This window comes from Bacteroides sp. An322 (assembly GCF_002161765.1).
In the GTDB taxonomy this organism is placed as follows: domain Bacteria; phylum Bacteroidota; class Bacteroidia; order Bacteroidales; family Bacteroidaceae; genus Phocaeicola; species Phocaeicola merdavium.
Window position 1 is genome coordinate 70,475 of the sequence record NZ_NFIN01000006.1, and the last position, 13,048, is coordinate 83,522.

General features: G+C 39.5%; 23 protein-coding genes and 2 tRNA genes. 23 read left to right on the forward strand and 2 right to left on the reverse strand.

Going from position 1 to position 13,048, the window contains the following annotated elements; all coding sequences use genetic code 11:
- Position 1: 1 nt before the first annotated feature.
- The 22 genes from rpmC (at position 2) to B5F91_RS05090 (ending at position 10,909) form a co-directional block, all read left to right on the forward strand.
- Positions 2 to 199, forward strand: coding sequence for a 50S ribosomal protein L29 (gene rpmC, locus B5F91_RS04985; protein ID WP_013617998.1), 198 nt, complete (start codon positions 2 to 4; stop codon positions 197 to 199).
- Positions 200 to 207: 8 nt separating this feature from the next.
- Positions 208 to 465: a 30S ribosomal protein S17 gene (gene rpsQ, locus B5F91_RS04990; RefSeq protein WP_087428070.1), complete on the forward strand. Its 258-nt coding sequence runs from the start codon at positions 208 to 210 to the stop codon at positions 463 to 465.
- A 2-nt stretch (positions 466 to 467) separates the two neighbouring features.
- Positions 468 to 833 carry a 50S ribosomal protein L14 gene (rplN, locus tag B5F91_RS04995; RefSeq protein ID WP_013617996.1) on the forward strand — a complete coding sequence of 122 codons (366 nt, stop codon included), beginning with the start codon at positions 468 to 470 and terminating at the stop codon, positions 831 to 833.
- A 20-nt stretch (positions 834 to 853) separates the two neighbouring features.
- Complete coding sequence (gene rplX, locus B5F91_RS05000; protein WP_013617995.1) at positions 854 to 1,177, forward strand: 50S ribosomal protein L24; 324 nt, start codon at positions 854 to 856, stop codon at positions 1,175 to 1,177.
- Entirely contained in the window at positions 1,177 to 1,734 is a 558-nt protein-coding gene (gene rplE / locus B5F91_RS05005) for a 50S ribosomal protein L5 (protein ID WP_087428001.1), read from the forward strand. Before rplX ends, rplE begins: the two co-directional genes overlap by 1 nt.
- 5 nt (positions 1,735 to 1,739) lie before the next feature.
- Positions 1,740 to 2,039, forward strand: a complete 300-nt coding sequence (gene rpsN / locus B5F91_RS05010; RefSeq protein ID WP_087428002.1) for a 30S ribosomal protein S14 — start codon at positions 1,740 to 1,742, stop codon at positions 2,037 to 2,039.
- Positions 2,040 to 2,097: 58 nt separating this feature from the next.
- Positions 2,098 to 2,493 (forward strand): 30S ribosomal protein S8, encoded by a 396-nt coding sequence (gene rpsH / locus B5F91_RS05015; RefSeq protein ID WP_087428003.1) that lies wholly within the window; start codon positions 2,098 to 2,100, stop codon positions 2,491 to 2,493.
- 13 nt (positions 2,494 to 2,506) lie between these two features.
- Positions 2,507 to 3,076: a 50S ribosomal protein L6 gene (gene rplF / locus B5F91_RS05020; protein WP_087428004.1), complete on the forward strand. Its 570-nt coding sequence runs from the start codon at positions 2,507 to 2,509 to the stop codon at positions 3,074 to 3,076.
- 21 nt (positions 3,077 to 3,097) lie between these two features.
- Positions 3,098 to 3,439 carry a 50S ribosomal protein L18 gene (gene rplR, locus B5F91_RS05025; RefSeq protein WP_087428005.1) on the forward strand — a complete coding sequence of 114 codons (342 nt, stop codon included), beginning with the start codon at positions 3,098 to 3,100 and terminating at the stop codon, positions 3,437 to 3,439.
- A 6-nt stretch (positions 3,440 to 3,445) separates the two neighbouring features.
- Entirely contained in the window at positions 3,446 to 3,961 is a 516-nt protein-coding gene (rpsE, locus tag B5F91_RS05030; protein WP_162611695.1) for a 30S ribosomal protein S5, read from the forward strand.
- A gap of 12 nt (positions 3,962 to 3,973) precedes the next feature.
- Positions 3,974 to 4,150 (forward strand): 50S ribosomal protein L30, encoded by a 177-nt coding sequence (gene rpmD / locus B5F91_RS05035; protein ID WP_087428007.1) that lies wholly within the window; start codon positions 3,974 to 3,976, stop codon positions 4,148 to 4,150.
- Between the two features lie 24 nt (positions 4,151 to 4,174).
- The gene (gene rplO / locus B5F91_RS05040) at positions 4,175 to 4,621 is read left to right on the forward strand and encodes a 50S ribosomal protein L15 (protein WP_087428008.1); all 447 of its coding nucleotides are present in this window, start codon (positions 4,175 to 4,177) and stop codon (positions 4,619 to 4,621) included.
- 4 nt (positions 4,622 to 4,625) lie between these two features.
- The gene (gene secY / locus B5F91_RS05045; RefSeq protein WP_087428009.1) at positions 4,626 to 5,969 is read left to right on the forward strand and encodes a preprotein translocase subunit SecY; all 1,344 of its coding nucleotides are present in this window, start codon (positions 4,626 to 4,628) and stop codon (positions 5,967 to 5,969) included.
- 11 nt (positions 5,970 to 5,980) lie between these two features.
- A complete protein-coding gene (gene map / locus B5F91_RS05050) occupies positions 5,981 to 6,775 on the forward strand; it encodes a type I methionyl aminopeptidase (protein WP_087428010.1) in 795 nt (264 codons plus the stop codon).
- Positions 6,776 to 6,783: 8 nt separating this feature from the next.
- Positions 6,784 to 7,002 carry a translation initiation factor IF-1 gene (gene infA / locus B5F91_RS05055; RefSeq protein WP_002558052.1) on the forward strand — a complete coding sequence of 73 codons (219 nt, stop codon included), beginning with the start codon at positions 6,784 to 6,786 and terminating at the stop codon, positions 7,000 to 7,002.
- A gap of 14 nt (positions 7,003 to 7,016) precedes the next feature.
- Positions 7,017 to 7,133, forward strand: coding sequence for a type B 50S ribosomal protein L36 (gene ykgO, locus B5F91_RS05060; RefSeq protein WP_013617983.1), 117 nt, complete (start codon positions 7,017 to 7,019; stop codon positions 7,131 to 7,133).
- A 37-nt stretch (positions 7,134 to 7,170) separates the two neighbouring features.
- Positions 7,171 to 7,551 carry a 30S ribosomal protein S13 gene (gene rpsM / locus B5F91_RS05065; protein ID WP_087428011.1) on the forward strand — a complete coding sequence of 127 codons (381 nt, stop codon included), beginning with the start codon at positions 7,171 to 7,173 and terminating at the stop codon, positions 7,549 to 7,551.
- A gap of 11 nt (positions 7,552 to 7,562) precedes the next feature.
- Positions 7,563 to 7,952: a 30S ribosomal protein S11 gene (rpsK, locus tag B5F91_RS05070; protein WP_007567382.1), complete on the forward strand. Its 390-nt coding sequence runs from the start codon at positions 7,563 to 7,565 to the stop codon at positions 7,950 to 7,952.
- A 126-nt stretch (positions 7,953 to 8,078) separates the two neighbouring features.
- Complete coding sequence (gene rpsD / locus B5F91_RS05075) at positions 8,079 to 8,684, forward strand: 30S ribosomal protein S4 (protein ID WP_087428012.1); 606 nt, start codon at positions 8,079 to 8,081, stop codon at positions 8,682 to 8,684.
- A 13-nt stretch (positions 8,685 to 8,697) separates the two neighbouring features.
- Entirely contained in the window at positions 8,698 to 9,690 is a 993-nt protein-coding gene (locus B5F91_RS05080) for a DNA-directed RNA polymerase subunit alpha (protein WP_013617979.1), read from the forward strand.
- Positions 9,691 to 9,693: 3 nt separating this feature from the next.
- A complete protein-coding gene (gene rplQ / locus B5F91_RS05085; protein ID WP_087428013.1) occupies positions 9,694 to 10,197 on the forward strand; it encodes a 50S ribosomal protein L17 in 504 nt (167 codons plus the stop codon).
- A gap of 109 nt (positions 10,198 to 10,306) precedes the next feature.
- Positions 10,307 to 10,909 carry a ribonuclease HII gene (locus B5F91_RS05090; RefSeq protein WP_087428014.1) on the forward strand — a complete coding sequence of 201 codons (603 nt, stop codon included), beginning with the start codon at positions 10,307 to 10,309 and terminating at the stop codon, positions 10,907 to 10,909.
- Positions 10,910 to 10,947: 38 nt separating this feature from the next.
- Here B5F91_RS05090 and B5F91_RS05095 read toward each other — a convergent pair.
- Positions 10,948 to 11,021, reverse strand: a tRNA-Asn gene (locus B5F91_RS05095).
- Positions 11,022 to 11,040: 19 nt separating this feature from the next.
- Positions 11,041 to 11,114: transfer RNA gene (locus B5F91_RS05100), tRNA-Asn, on the reverse strand.
- 219 nt (positions 11,115 to 11,333) lie between these two features.
- Between B5F91_RS05100 and B5F91_RS05105 the strand changes: the two genes are divergently transcribed.
- Positions 11,334 to 13,037 carry a S41 family peptidase gene (locus B5F91_RS05105; RefSeq protein WP_087428015.1) on the forward strand — a complete coding sequence of 568 codons (1,704 nt, stop codon included), beginning with the start codon at positions 11,334 to 11,336 and terminating at the stop codon, positions 13,035 to 13,037.
- Positions 13,038 to 13,048 lie beyond the last annotated feature (11 nt).

Sequence of the window (13,048 nt, forward strand, 5' to 3'; positions counted from 1 at the left end):
TATGAAGATTGCAGAAATTAGAGAAATAGCTACCAATGAATTGGCTGAAAGAATTCAGACCGAAGTTGCTAATTATAATCAAATGGTGTTGAACCATTCAATTTCTCCATTGGAAAATCCTGCACAAATCAAGTCATTGCGTAGAACTATTGCGCGCATGAAATGTGAATTGCGTCAGAGAGAACTTAACAACAAATAATGGGTCTTATGGAAGGTAGAAATTTAAGAAAGGAAAGAACAGGTGTTGTAATCAGCAACAAGATGGATAAGACCGTTACTGTTGCTGCTAAGTTTAAGGAGAAACACCCTATTTATGGTAAGTTCGTTTCTAAAACGAAAAAATACCATGCTCATGATGGAAAGAACGAGTGTGGAATCGGTGATACAGTACGTATCATGGAGACTCGTCCGTTGAGCAAAACTAAAAGATGGAGAGTGGTTGAAATAATCGAAAGAGCTAAGTAATTATGATACAAGCAGAATCCAGACTTACAGTATGTGATAACAGTGGCGCAAAAGAAGCTCTTTGTATCCGCGTGTTGGGTGGTACAAAGAGACGCTACGCTTCTGTTGGGGATGTGATTGTTGTTTCTGTTAAGAGCGTAATCCCCTCAAGTGATATTAAAAAAGGTGCAGTATCTAAAGCTTTGGTGGTACGTACTAAGAAAGAAATCCGTCGTGCTGACGGTTCTTACATTCGTTTTGATGATAATGCATGCGTGCTGTTGAATAACGCAGGCGAAATTAGAGGAAGTCGTATCTTTGGACCAGTAGCGAGAGAGTTGCGTAGTGCGAATATGAAAGTGGTTTCACTTGCACCTGAAGTACTTTAATTTTGTAAAAGAGTAAAGTAATGAGTAAGTTACATATTAAAAAAGGCGATACAGTTTACGTAAACTCTGGCGAAGACAAGGGTAAAACTGGACGTGTGTTGAAAGTTCTTGTAAAAGAAGGACGGGCAGTGGTTGAAGGTATCAACATGGTATCTAAGAGCACTAAACCTAATGCAAAGAATCCTCAGGGAGGTATTGTGAAGCAGGAAGCTCCTATTCACATCTCTAACTTGAATCCGGTTGACCCGAAGACAGGTAAACCGACACGTATTGGTAGAAGAGAAAGTTCTGATGGAAGAACATTTGTACGTTACGCTAAAAAATCGGGAGAGGAGATTAAATAATGAGTAATACTGCTAGCCTTAAGAAAGAATATGCAGAGCGTATTGCTCCTGCATTGAAGAATCAATTCCAGTATTCTTCGACTATGCAAATTCCTGTACTCAAGAAGATTGTAATCAATCAAGGTTTGGGTATGGCTGTTGCTGATAAGAAAATTATTGATGTTGCAATCAACGAGTTGACTGCTATTACTGGTCAGAAAGCTGTTGCAACAGTATCACGTAAGGATATCGCAAACTTCAAGTTGCGTAAGAAAATGCCGATTGGAGTGATGGTTACTTTGCGTCGTGAAAGAATGTACGAATTCCTTGAAAAACTTATTCGTGTGGCTTTGCCGCGTATCCGTGACTTTAAAGGTATCGAAAGTAAGTTTGATGGAAGAGGTAACTATACATTGGGTATTCAGGAACAGATTATCTTCCCTGAAATCAATATCGATGGCATTACCAAAATTTTAGGAATGAACATTACTTTCGTAACTTCTGCTAAAACAGACGAAGAAGGTTATGCGCTGTTGAAGGAATTCGGTTTACCGTTTAAAAACGCTAAAAAAGACTGATAGATATGGCAAAAGAATCAATGAAAGCTCGTGAAGTTAGAAGAGCTAAGCTGGTAGCCAAATATGCAGAAAAACGTGCTGCTTTGAAGAAAATTGTGAAATCAGGTGATCCGGTTGCAGCTTTCGAAGCATCTCAAAAATTGCAAGACCTGCCTAAGAACGCAAATCCGATCCGCTTGCACAACCGTTGTAAGTTGACGGGACGTCCTAAAGGCTATATGCGCCAGTTCGGAATTTCACGTATCCAATTCCGTGAAATGGCATCTAACGGACTTATTCCGGGTGTAAAAAAAGCAAGTTGGTAACGAGTGTTTATTATTAAATATTGTCAGGGTAGTCCTGATTAATTTAACGATTAAATTTATGACAGATCCAATCGCAGATTATCTCACAAGGTTGAGAAATGCAATTAGTGCAAAGCACAGAGTTGTGGAAGTGCCTGCTTCAAATTTGAAAAAGGAAATTACAAAAATCCTGTTTGACAAAGGTTACATCCTGAATTACAAATTTGTTGAAGATGGTCCTCAGGGTACTATCAAAGTGGCTTTGAAGTATGATGCCGTTAATAAGGTGAATGCTATTAAAAAGCTGATTAGAGTATCTACTCCGGGTATGCGTAAGTATACAGGTTACAAGGACATGCCGAGAGTTATTAACGGATTAGGTATTGCTATTATATCTACTTCCAAAGGTGTAATGACTGATAAAGAAGCTTCTGCTTTGAGAATAGGCGGCGAAGTTCTTTGTTATGTATATTAATGGAGGGTAAGCTATGTCAAGAATAGGTAAATTGCCAGTTGTTATTCCTGCAGGAGTGACTGTTACTCTGAAGGATAATGTAGTAAATGTGAAAGGGCCGAAAGGTGAGTTGAACCAATATGTGAATCCCGCTATTGAAGTGACGATCGCAGATGGACATGTGGTGTTGAAAGAAAATGAAAATGAAATGCTTGACAATTTGAAACAGCGTCATGCATATCATGGCTTGTATCGTGCTTTGATTCACAATATGGTTGTGGGCGTTTCAGAAGGTTATAAAAAGGAACTGGAATTGGTCGGCGTAGGTTATCGTGCATCAAATAACGGTAATATCATTGATTTTGCCTTGGGATATACGCATAATATTTTTATGCAGTTGCCTCCTGAAATCAAAGTAGAGACCAAATCTGAAAGAAATAAGAACCCTCTTATTATCTTGGAATCTTGTGACAAACAACTGCTTGGTCAGGTTTGTGCAAAGATACGTTCTTTCCGTAAGCCTGAACCTTATAAAGGAAAAGGTATTAAGTTTGTTGGTGAAGAAATTCGTAGAAAGTCTGGTAAGTCGGCTGGTGCTAAATAATTCTTATAAAATCGAATAATTATGACAACAAAAATAGAAAGACGAATCAAGATTAAATATAGAGTACGCAACAAGATTTCTGGTACTCCGGAACGTCCGCGTATGAGCGTTTTCAGAAGCAATAAGCAGATTTATGTTCAAGTTATTGATGACCTGAACGGAAAGACTTTAGCTGCTGCCTCTTCTTTGGGTATGGCTACCATGCCTAAAAAGGAACAAGCTGCTAAGGTAGGTGAGCTGATTGCTAAAAAAGCACAGGAAGCTGGAATTACGACTGTCGTATTCGACCGTAATGGTTACTTGTATCATGGGAGAGTAAAGGAAGTAGCTGATGCTGCTCGTAACGGTGGACTTAAATTTTAATGAATTATGGCAGTTAATAACAGAGTTAAGATCACTAGTGATATTGAGTTAAAAGACAGACTGGTTGCTATAAACCGTGTAACTAAGGTTACAAAAGGTGGTAGAACTTTTAGTTTTGCTGCAATTGTAGTAGTAGGAAATGAAGACGGTGTTATAGGCTGGGGTCTTGGAAAAGCAGGTGAAGTAACAACTGCGATTGCTAAAGGTGTAGAAGCTGCAAAGAAGAACCTGACACGTGTTCCTGTTTTGAAGGGTACTGTACCTCACGAACAGAGTGCTAAATTCGGCGGTGCTCAGGTTTTCATTAAACCGGCTTCGACTGGTACCGGTGTAGTGGCAGGAGGTGCAATGCGTGCTGTATTGGAAAGTGTAGGTGTTACCGATGTTTTGGCTAAGTCTAAAGGCTCATCTAACCCTCATAACCTTGTGAAAGCTACAATCCTTGCTTTGAGTGAAATGCGTGATGCACGTATGGTAGCTCAAAACAGAGGCGTAAGTTTGGATAAAGTATTTAGAGGATAAGGAGGTTTGTATATGTCAACTATTAAGATTAAACAAGTTAAAAGTAGAATTGGTGCTCCCGCAACTCAAAAGAGAACATTGGATGCACTGGGACTTCGTAAATTGAATCATATGGTTGAACGTGAAGCTACTCCTTCAGTTCTGGGTATGGTTGAAAAGGTAAAGCACCTTGTTACAGTCATTAAGTAATAATTAATAAAGAATTTTGCAATTATGAATTTAAATAGTTTACGTCCTGCAGCTGGTTCTACTAAGGCTAGAAAAAGAGTTGGTCGTGGTGCCGGTTCTGGTTTAGGTGGTACTTCTACAAGAGGACATAAAGGAGCAAAATCAAGATCGGGTTATTCTAAAAAGATCGGTTTTGAAGGAGGTCAGATGCCGCTTCAGCGCCGTGTCCCCAAATTTGGTTTTAAGAATATTAATCGTATTGAATACAAGGCTATCAATCTGGAAACTGTTCAAAGCTTGGCTACAGCTAAGAATCTGTCAAAGGTTGGTGTAAATGACTTGATTGAAGCCGGTTTTATTTCTTCTAATCAATTAGTGAAAGTTCTTGGTAACGGTAGTTTAACTACGAAGCTCGATGTAGAAGCTCATGCTTTTTCAAAGAGTGCAGTAGCTGCAATCGAAGCCGTTGGTGGTAATGCAGTAAAACTCTGATTCAATGAGAAAATCTATTGAAACATTAAAGAACATATGGAATATTGAGGATCTGAGACAGCGGATCCTCATTACTATATTGTTTGTCGCAATCTACAGATTCGGTTCGTATGTGGTTCTTCCAGGTATCAATCCTGATATGTTGTCAAAATTGCATGAACAAACAAGTGAAGGTCTTCTTGCCTTGTTGAACATGTTCTCTGGTGGAGCTTTTTCCAATGCATCTATTTTTGCGTTGGGAATTATGCCGTACATCTCTGCATCCATTGTGATTCAGTTGTTGGCGATTGCAGTTCCTTATTTCCAGAAACTACAGCGTGAAGGTGAGAGTGGACGTAGGAAAATTAATCAGTATACACGTATTCTGACAATTTTCATTTTGATTTTCCAGGCACCATCTTATCTGATCAACTTGAAAATGCAGGCAGGTCCGGCTCTTAATGCTTCATTAGATTGGACTTTCTTTATTATTACTTCTACCATCATTTTGGCAGCTGGAAGTATGTTTATCTTATGGCTGGGTGAAAGAATCACGGATAAAGGTATAGGAAACGGTATATCGTTGATTATCATGATTGGTATCATTGCTCGTCTTCCTCAAGCTTTTTCGGGTGAATTCGTTTCCCGCCTTGCTTCACCGGGAGCTGGTGGTATCATTATGTTCTTGTTGGAAATTGTGGTGTTGATTTTGGTAATCGCTGCTGCAATTCTCTTGGTGCAAGGTGTCCGTAAAATCCCTGTGCAATATGCGAAACGTATTGTCGGGAACAAGCAATATGGTGGTGCAAGACAATATATTCCTTTGAAGGTAAATGCTGCAAATGTAATGCCGATCATTTTTGCGCAGGCTATTATGTTTATTCCTATTACTTTTATCGGATTTTCAAATGTAGCTTCAGCAAGCGGTATCGCACGTGCTTTTGTTGACCATACTAGTTTTTGGTACAATTTGGTATTTGCTATTTTGATTATTGTATTTACGTGGTTTTATACTGCCATTACAATTAATCCGACGCAAATGGCTGAAGACATGAAGCGGAATAATGGCTTTATTCCAGGAATCAAACCAGGAAAAAGTACTGCAGATTATATTGATACGATTATGTCTCGTATTACTTTGCCGGGTTCTTTATTCTTGGCTATTATTGCTATCCTTCCTGCATTTGCCGGTATTTTCGGGGTTCAAGCTGAGTTTGCGCAATTCTTTGGCGGTACGTCTTTGTTGATTCTTGTAGGTGTTGTACTTGATACTTTGCAACAAGTAGAAAGTCATTTATTGATGCGTCATTATGATGGTCTGTTAAGTTCTGGAAGAATTAGAGGCCGTTCAGGCGTAGCTGCATATTAATTGCATTCAATATGATATTTCTAAAAACAGATGATGAAATAGAATTGTTACGCCAAAGTAATCTCCTTGTGGGGAGAACTTTGGCTGAACTTGCTAAGTTAATAAAGCCGGGGATTACGACAAGGCAACTTGATAAAGTAGCAGAAGAGTTTATCCGAGACCATGGTGCTGTTCCTACTTTCAAGGGATTTCCTAATCCTTATGGCGGTCCTTTTCCAGGTTCAATCTGTACTTCTGTAAATGATCAGGTTGTACATGGTATTCCTAATGATAATCCTTTAAAGGATGGGGATATTATTTCGATTGACTGTGGAACATATATGAACGGGTATTGCGGAGATTCTGCGTATACATTTTGTGTCGGTGAAGTAGAACCTGAAATCTTGGCTCTTTTGACAACAACAAAAGAGGCTTTATACAAAGGAATTGAAAATGCTGTTCATGGGAAGCGATTAGGAGATATTGGGTATGCTATTCAGCAACATTGCGAGGCTCATTCGTATGGTGTTGTCCGTGAATTTGTCGGACATGGAATAGGTAAAGAAATGCACGAAGACCCTCCTGTCCCTAATTACGGAAAACGCGGTACTGGCACTTTGTTGAAGAAAGGGATGTGTATAGCTATTGAACCTATGATTACATTAGGGGATAAGCAAATTGTTATGGAGAACGATCGTTGGACTATTCGGACGCGTGACCATAAATGTGCAGCCCATTTTGAACATACGGTAGCAGTTGGTTTAGGTAAAGCTGACATTCTATCATCGTTTGAATATATAGAAGAAGTATTGAAAAATAACAGATAAATTAATATATGGCAAAACAATCTGCAATTGAACAAGATGGAGTTATCGTAGAAGCATTGTCAAATGCAATGTTTCGTGTAGAGCTGGAAAATGGACATGAAATTACTGCTCATATTTCCGGGAAGATGAGAATGCATTATATTAAAATATTGCCGGGTGATAAGGTGCGTGTTGAAATGTCTCCTTATGACTTATCAAAAGGAAGAATCGTGTTTAGATATAAATAAAAAAGAAAATAGATATGAAAGTAAGAGCATCATTAAAAAAACGTACGCCGGATTGCAAAATCGTGAGACGTAATGGCCGTTTGTATGTTATTAATAAGAAAAATCCTAAGTATAAACAACGTCAAGGATAATTTATTATTATTTTTGCAGAAAAAATAATTTAAGTATATGGCTATAAGAATAGTTGGTGTAGATTTACCTCAAAATAAGAGAGGTGAGATTGCGTTGACATACATTTTTGGTATCGGACGCAGTAGTTCAGCGAAAATTTTGGATAAGGCAGGTGTTGACCGTGATCTGAAAGTTAAAGATTGGACTGATGATCAGGCTGCTAAAATTCGTGAGATTATTGGTGCTGAATATAAAGTGGAAGGTGATCTTCGTTCAGAAGTCCAGTTGAACATTAAACGATTAATGGATATAGGATGCTATCGTGGTGTTCGTCATCGTTTGGGTCTTCCTGTAAGAGGTCAGAGCACAAAGAATAATGCTCGTACACGTAAGGGAAGAAAGAAAACTGTTGCAAATAAGAAAAAAGCTACTAAATAATAATTGTTGATATGGCAAAAAAAACAGTCGCAGCTAAAAAAAGAAATGTGAAAGTCGATGCGAATGGACAGTTACATGTACATTCATCATTTAACAACATTATCGTTTCTTTGGCAAACAGTGAAGGTCAGATCATTTCATGGTCTTCAGCTGGAAAGATGGGATTCAGAGGTTCTAAGAAGAACACTCCTTATGCAGCTCAAATGGCTGCTCAAGATTGTGCAAAAGTGGCATACGATCTTGGCTTGAGAAAAGTGAAAGCTTATGTGAAAGGTCCTGGTAACGGACGTGAGTCTGCTATCCGTACGGTACATGGTGCTGGAATTGAAGTTACTGAAATTATTGATGTAACTCCATTACCTCATAACGGTTGTCGTCCTCCGAAGAGAAGAAGAGTATAATCAATTAGAGATAACCTATTTAAATGTAACTTGATTTTGTTAAATAATTGGATTGCACTTCCTTTCTGTAATCGCGGCTGCAACAAATTGAGTTCATGAGTAACAATTAATTTTAAATTAAAGAAAATGGCTAGATATACTGGACCAAAAACAAGAATTGCGCGTAAATTCGGTGAAGCAATCTTTGGAGCTGATAAAGTTTTGTCTAAGAAAAACTATCCTCCAGGACAACATGGAAATACTCGCCGCAGAAAGACTTCTGAATATGGAGTCATGTTGGCTGAGAAACAAAAAGCTAAATATACTTACGGTGTATTGGAAAAACAATTCCGTAATTTGTTTGAGAAAGCAGCAAGTATGAATGGTATTACCGGTGAAATCTTGTTGCAGAGTCTTGAATGTCGTTTGGATAATGTTGTGTTCCGTTTGGGTATTGCTCCTACTCGTGCTGCAGCTCGCCAATTGGTAGGTCATAAGCATATTACTGTGGATGGCAAAGTGGTAAATATTCCTTCTTTTGCTGTTAAGCCCGGACAGTTGGTAGGTGTGCGTGAAAAATCTAAGTCTTTGGAAGTTATTGCAAACTCTTTGGCTGGATTCAATCATAGCAAATATCCTTGGTTGGAATGGGATGAAAACTCAAAAACAGGCAAGCTGTTGCATGTTCCGGAAAGAGCAGACATTCCTGAAAACATTAAAGAACACATGATCGTAGAATTGTACTCTAAATAAAATAATTAATTTCATGGCGATATTAGCATTTCAAAAACCTGATAAAGTATTAATGTTGGAAGCGGATTCTAAATTTGGAAAGTTTGAATTCCGTCCGCTTGAACCCGGTTTCGGTATTACCGTTGGTAATGCTTTACGCCGTATTCTTCTTTCTTCGCTGGAAGGTTATGCGATTAACACGATTCATATTGAAGGTGTTGAACATGAGTTTGCGACCGTCCCCGGAGTTAAGGAGGATGTCACTAACATTATCTTGAACCTGAAACAAGTACGGTTCAAGCAAATAGTTGAGGAATTCGAAAACGAAAAGGTAAGCATTACCGTTGAGAATTCTACTGAATTTAAGGCAGGAGATATTGGTAAGTATTTGACCGGATTTGAAGTGTTAAATCCTGAATTAGTTATTTGCCATTTAGATTCAAAAGCAACTATGCAGATAGATCTTACAATCAACAAAGGTCGTGGATATGTACCGGCTGATGAAAACCGTGAGTTCTGCACCGATGTGAATGTAATTCCTATCGATTCTATTTACACGCCGATTCGTAATGTTAAATATGCGGTAGAAAACTATCGTGTAGAACAAAAAACCGACTACGAAAAGTTGGTACTGGAGATTACGACGGATGGTTCCATTCACCCGAAAGAAGCGCTGAAAGAAGCTGCAAAGATTCTGATTTATCACTTTATGTTGTTCTCTGATGAAAAGATTACATTGGAAACTTCAGATGCTGATGGTAATGAAGAATTTGATGAAGAAGTTTTGCACATGCGCCAGTTGCTGAAGACCAAGTTGGTTGATATGGACTTGTCAGTTCGTGCACTAAACTGTTTGAAAGCTGCTGATGTAGAAACATTAGGAGATTTGGTACAGTTTAATAAGACCGATTTGTTGAAATTCCGTAACTTCGGTAAGAAATCGCTCACGGAGCTTGATGATTTGCTCGAGAGTCTGAATCTGTCGTTTGGAACAGATATTTCTAAGTATAAATTAGATAAAGAATAAAAAATGAGACACAATAAGAAATTTAACCATTTAGGTCGTACTGCTTCTCACAGACACGCTATGTTGTCTAATATGGCATGTTCTTTGATTAAGCACAAAAGAATCACTACGACTGTTGCGAAGGCTAAAGCTTTGAAGAAGTTCGTTGAACCGTTGATCACTCGTTCTAAAGATGATACAACTAATTCACGCCGTGTGGTGTTCAGCTATTTGCAAGACAAATACGTTGTAACCGAACTTTTCAAGGAAATCTCTGTAAAGGTTGCAGACCGTCCGGGTGGATACACTCGTATTATCAAGACTGGTCACCGTTTGGGTGATAACGCAGAAATGTGTTTTATCGAATTGGTTGACTACAATGAAAATATGGCTAAGACCGCTACTAAGAAGACTACTCGCACACGTCGTTCGAAAAAGTCTGCATCTGCAGCTACTGCTGAAGCTCCTGTAGCAGAAGCAACTGCAACTGAAGCACCGACTACAGAGGAAGCCCCTAAAGCTGAATAATTCTGTAAATGCTATATAATTTAAGAAAACCGGAGTCAATTAAAGATTCCGGTTTTTTTATGCGTTATTTTTCGTGTTTTGTATTTTTGTGTAAAAAGAATGTGTGGATATGTTGTTGCCTTGTTTACATAAAGATTTGATTGAGGCAGGTTGTGACGAAGCCGGACGAGGCTGTTTGGCTGGGGCTGTTTATGCAGCATCTGTTATATTGCCTGCTGATTATCAGAATGACCTACTGAATGATTCCAAAAAGTTGACGGAGCATCAGCGTTATGCGCTTCGGGAAGTAGTCGAACGAGATGCTTTGGCGTGGGCGGTAGGTATTGTTTTGCCTGAAGAGATAGATAAAATCAATATTTTGAATGCTTCATTTTTGGCTATGCATCGGGCGATAGACCAGTTGGTTGTACGCCCACAGCATTTGCTGATTGACGGAAACCGGTTTAAGTCTTATTCAAATGTGCCTCATACCACTGTAGTGAAAGGAGACGGGAAATATCTTTCTATTGCGGCTGCTTCGATTCTAGCGAAGACCTATCGGGATGATTATATGAACCGATTGCATGAAGAATATCCGGTGTATGATTGGAAAGATAACAAAGGCTATCCTACGAAAGTGCATCGCGAAGCAATCCGCTTACATGGTATTACGCCTTATCATCGGAAGAGCTTCAATCTGTTGGGAGACTCTCAATTGTCTTTCGATTTTTGATATGCAAAAAAGTCCGTCTTTACGAACGGACTTTCTTGCTCTTCAGGTTGGACTTGAACCAACGACCCTCTGATTAACAGTCAGATGCTCTAACCGACTGAGCTACTGAAGAGTGTTTGCAATTTGATGAGCTCTTCAGGTTGGACTTGAACCAACGACCCTCTGATTAACAGTCAGATGCTCTAACCGACTGAGCTACTGAAGAGTGTTTTTCTCAATTGCGTGGCAAAGGTACTAGCTTCTTTTGAAATATGCAACAACTTTGGCGAAAAAATATTGCATGAATCCTTATTTTATTGATTTTTTTAGCTAAGATGGCGTGAAAAGGCTGCAACAACTAAGTAAAGTTAAATCTTGGCATTGTTCTGCTAGCCGAAACAGAATAATGTGTTTCTTTGTAATTCGGAATTTAGATAAAGGAGTTATGAATACGAAAAAAATACTTTTAAGTGCATTTGTAGTGTTGATAGGATTGGGATTATCCAGCTTTACTGATAAAGACGATGACCGTAATTTTCAAGTGGCGAAGAATTTGGATATTTTCAATGCAATCTTCAAGGAACTTGACTTGTTTTATGTTGATACCATCAATCCTGAAAAGATGATTCAGAATGGGGTAAACGGAATGTTGGCTTTGACAGACCCGTATACCGAATATTATCCTGAGGAGGAAATGAGCAGCCTGAAGGAGATGATTACCGGAAAATATGGAGGTATAGGGGCAGTAATCCGTTATTATGAGAAAAAGGATCGCATTGCTATCATTGAGCCGGTGGAAGGTATGCCGGCAGCAGAAGCCGGAGTAAAGGCTGGAGATATTATACTTTCGGTAGGTGGGAAAGAAATGGTGCGTGGTGATATGAAACCGCAAGACTTCTCTTCGAAAGTCAGTGATGCTTTACGTGGCGAGCCGGGTACTTCGTTTATATTGAAGGTACTCCGTCCCATGAAAAATGACAGTACGGTTATGGAATTTAAGCTAACCCGTAAGAATATCCGCAACAATCCGGTGCCTTATTATGGCATGGTGCAGGATAGCGTCGGTTATTTGGCGCTTTCGAGTTTTACCGATAATTGTTCAAAGGATGTGAAAAAAGCGTTTATTGAACTGAAAGATAAAGGTGCGAAGGCATTGATTTTCGATTTGCGCGACAATGGCGGAGGTTCGTTGCAGGAAGCGGTCGACATTATCAATTTCTTTGTGCCGAAAGGAAAGGAGATTGTGGTGACTAAAGGAAAGCTCCGGCAGGCGGCAGGTTCTTTTAAGACAACGAATGAGCCGATTGATACCGAGATTCCGCTTGCCATATTGGTGAACGGGATTACAGCTTCGGCTTCTGAAATATTGAGCGGTTCGTTGCAGGATTTAGACCGTGCTGTTATTATCGGCACCCGCACGTATGGGAAAGGATTGGTGCAGACTACGCGCCAATTGCCTTATAACGGCACTTTGAAGGTGACCACTTCAAAATATTATATTCCCAGCGGGCGTTGCATTCAGGCGATAGATTATGCCAAGAAGAATGCCGACGGTTCAGTTGCCCCTATTCCCGACAGCCTGACGAATGTGTTCCATACAGCGGCTGGGCGTGAAGTGCGCGATGGGGGAGGAATCCGTCCCGACATAGAAGTAAAGGGAGATAAGTTTCCGAACATTTTGTTTTATTTGGTGAATGAAGATTTGATTTTCGATTATGCCACTCAGTATTGTTTGGACCATCCTGTGTTGGCATCGATTGATTCCTTACAGATTACAGATGCCGATTATGCCGATTTCAAGAAATTGGTAAAAGCGGCGGATTTTACCTATGACCGCCAAAGCGAACAGCTGTTGAAGACCTTGAAAGAAGTGGCAGAGTTCGAAGGATATATGGAAGGTGCTAAAGAAGAGTTCAAGGCACTTGAGCAGAAGTTAAATCATAATCTCGACCGCGACTTGGATTATTTTGCCAAGCCGATTAAAGAACAGATAGCCGAAGAAATCGCGACCCGTTATTTCTACCAGCGCGGGGCGGCCATACAGCGCCTGAAAGATGATGCTGACTTAAAGAAAGCTATTGAGGTACTGGCTTCGCCTGAAGAATACCGTAAGATTCTTTCGGGACCGGATATGAATGTTAAACTTTAAAATAGAATACA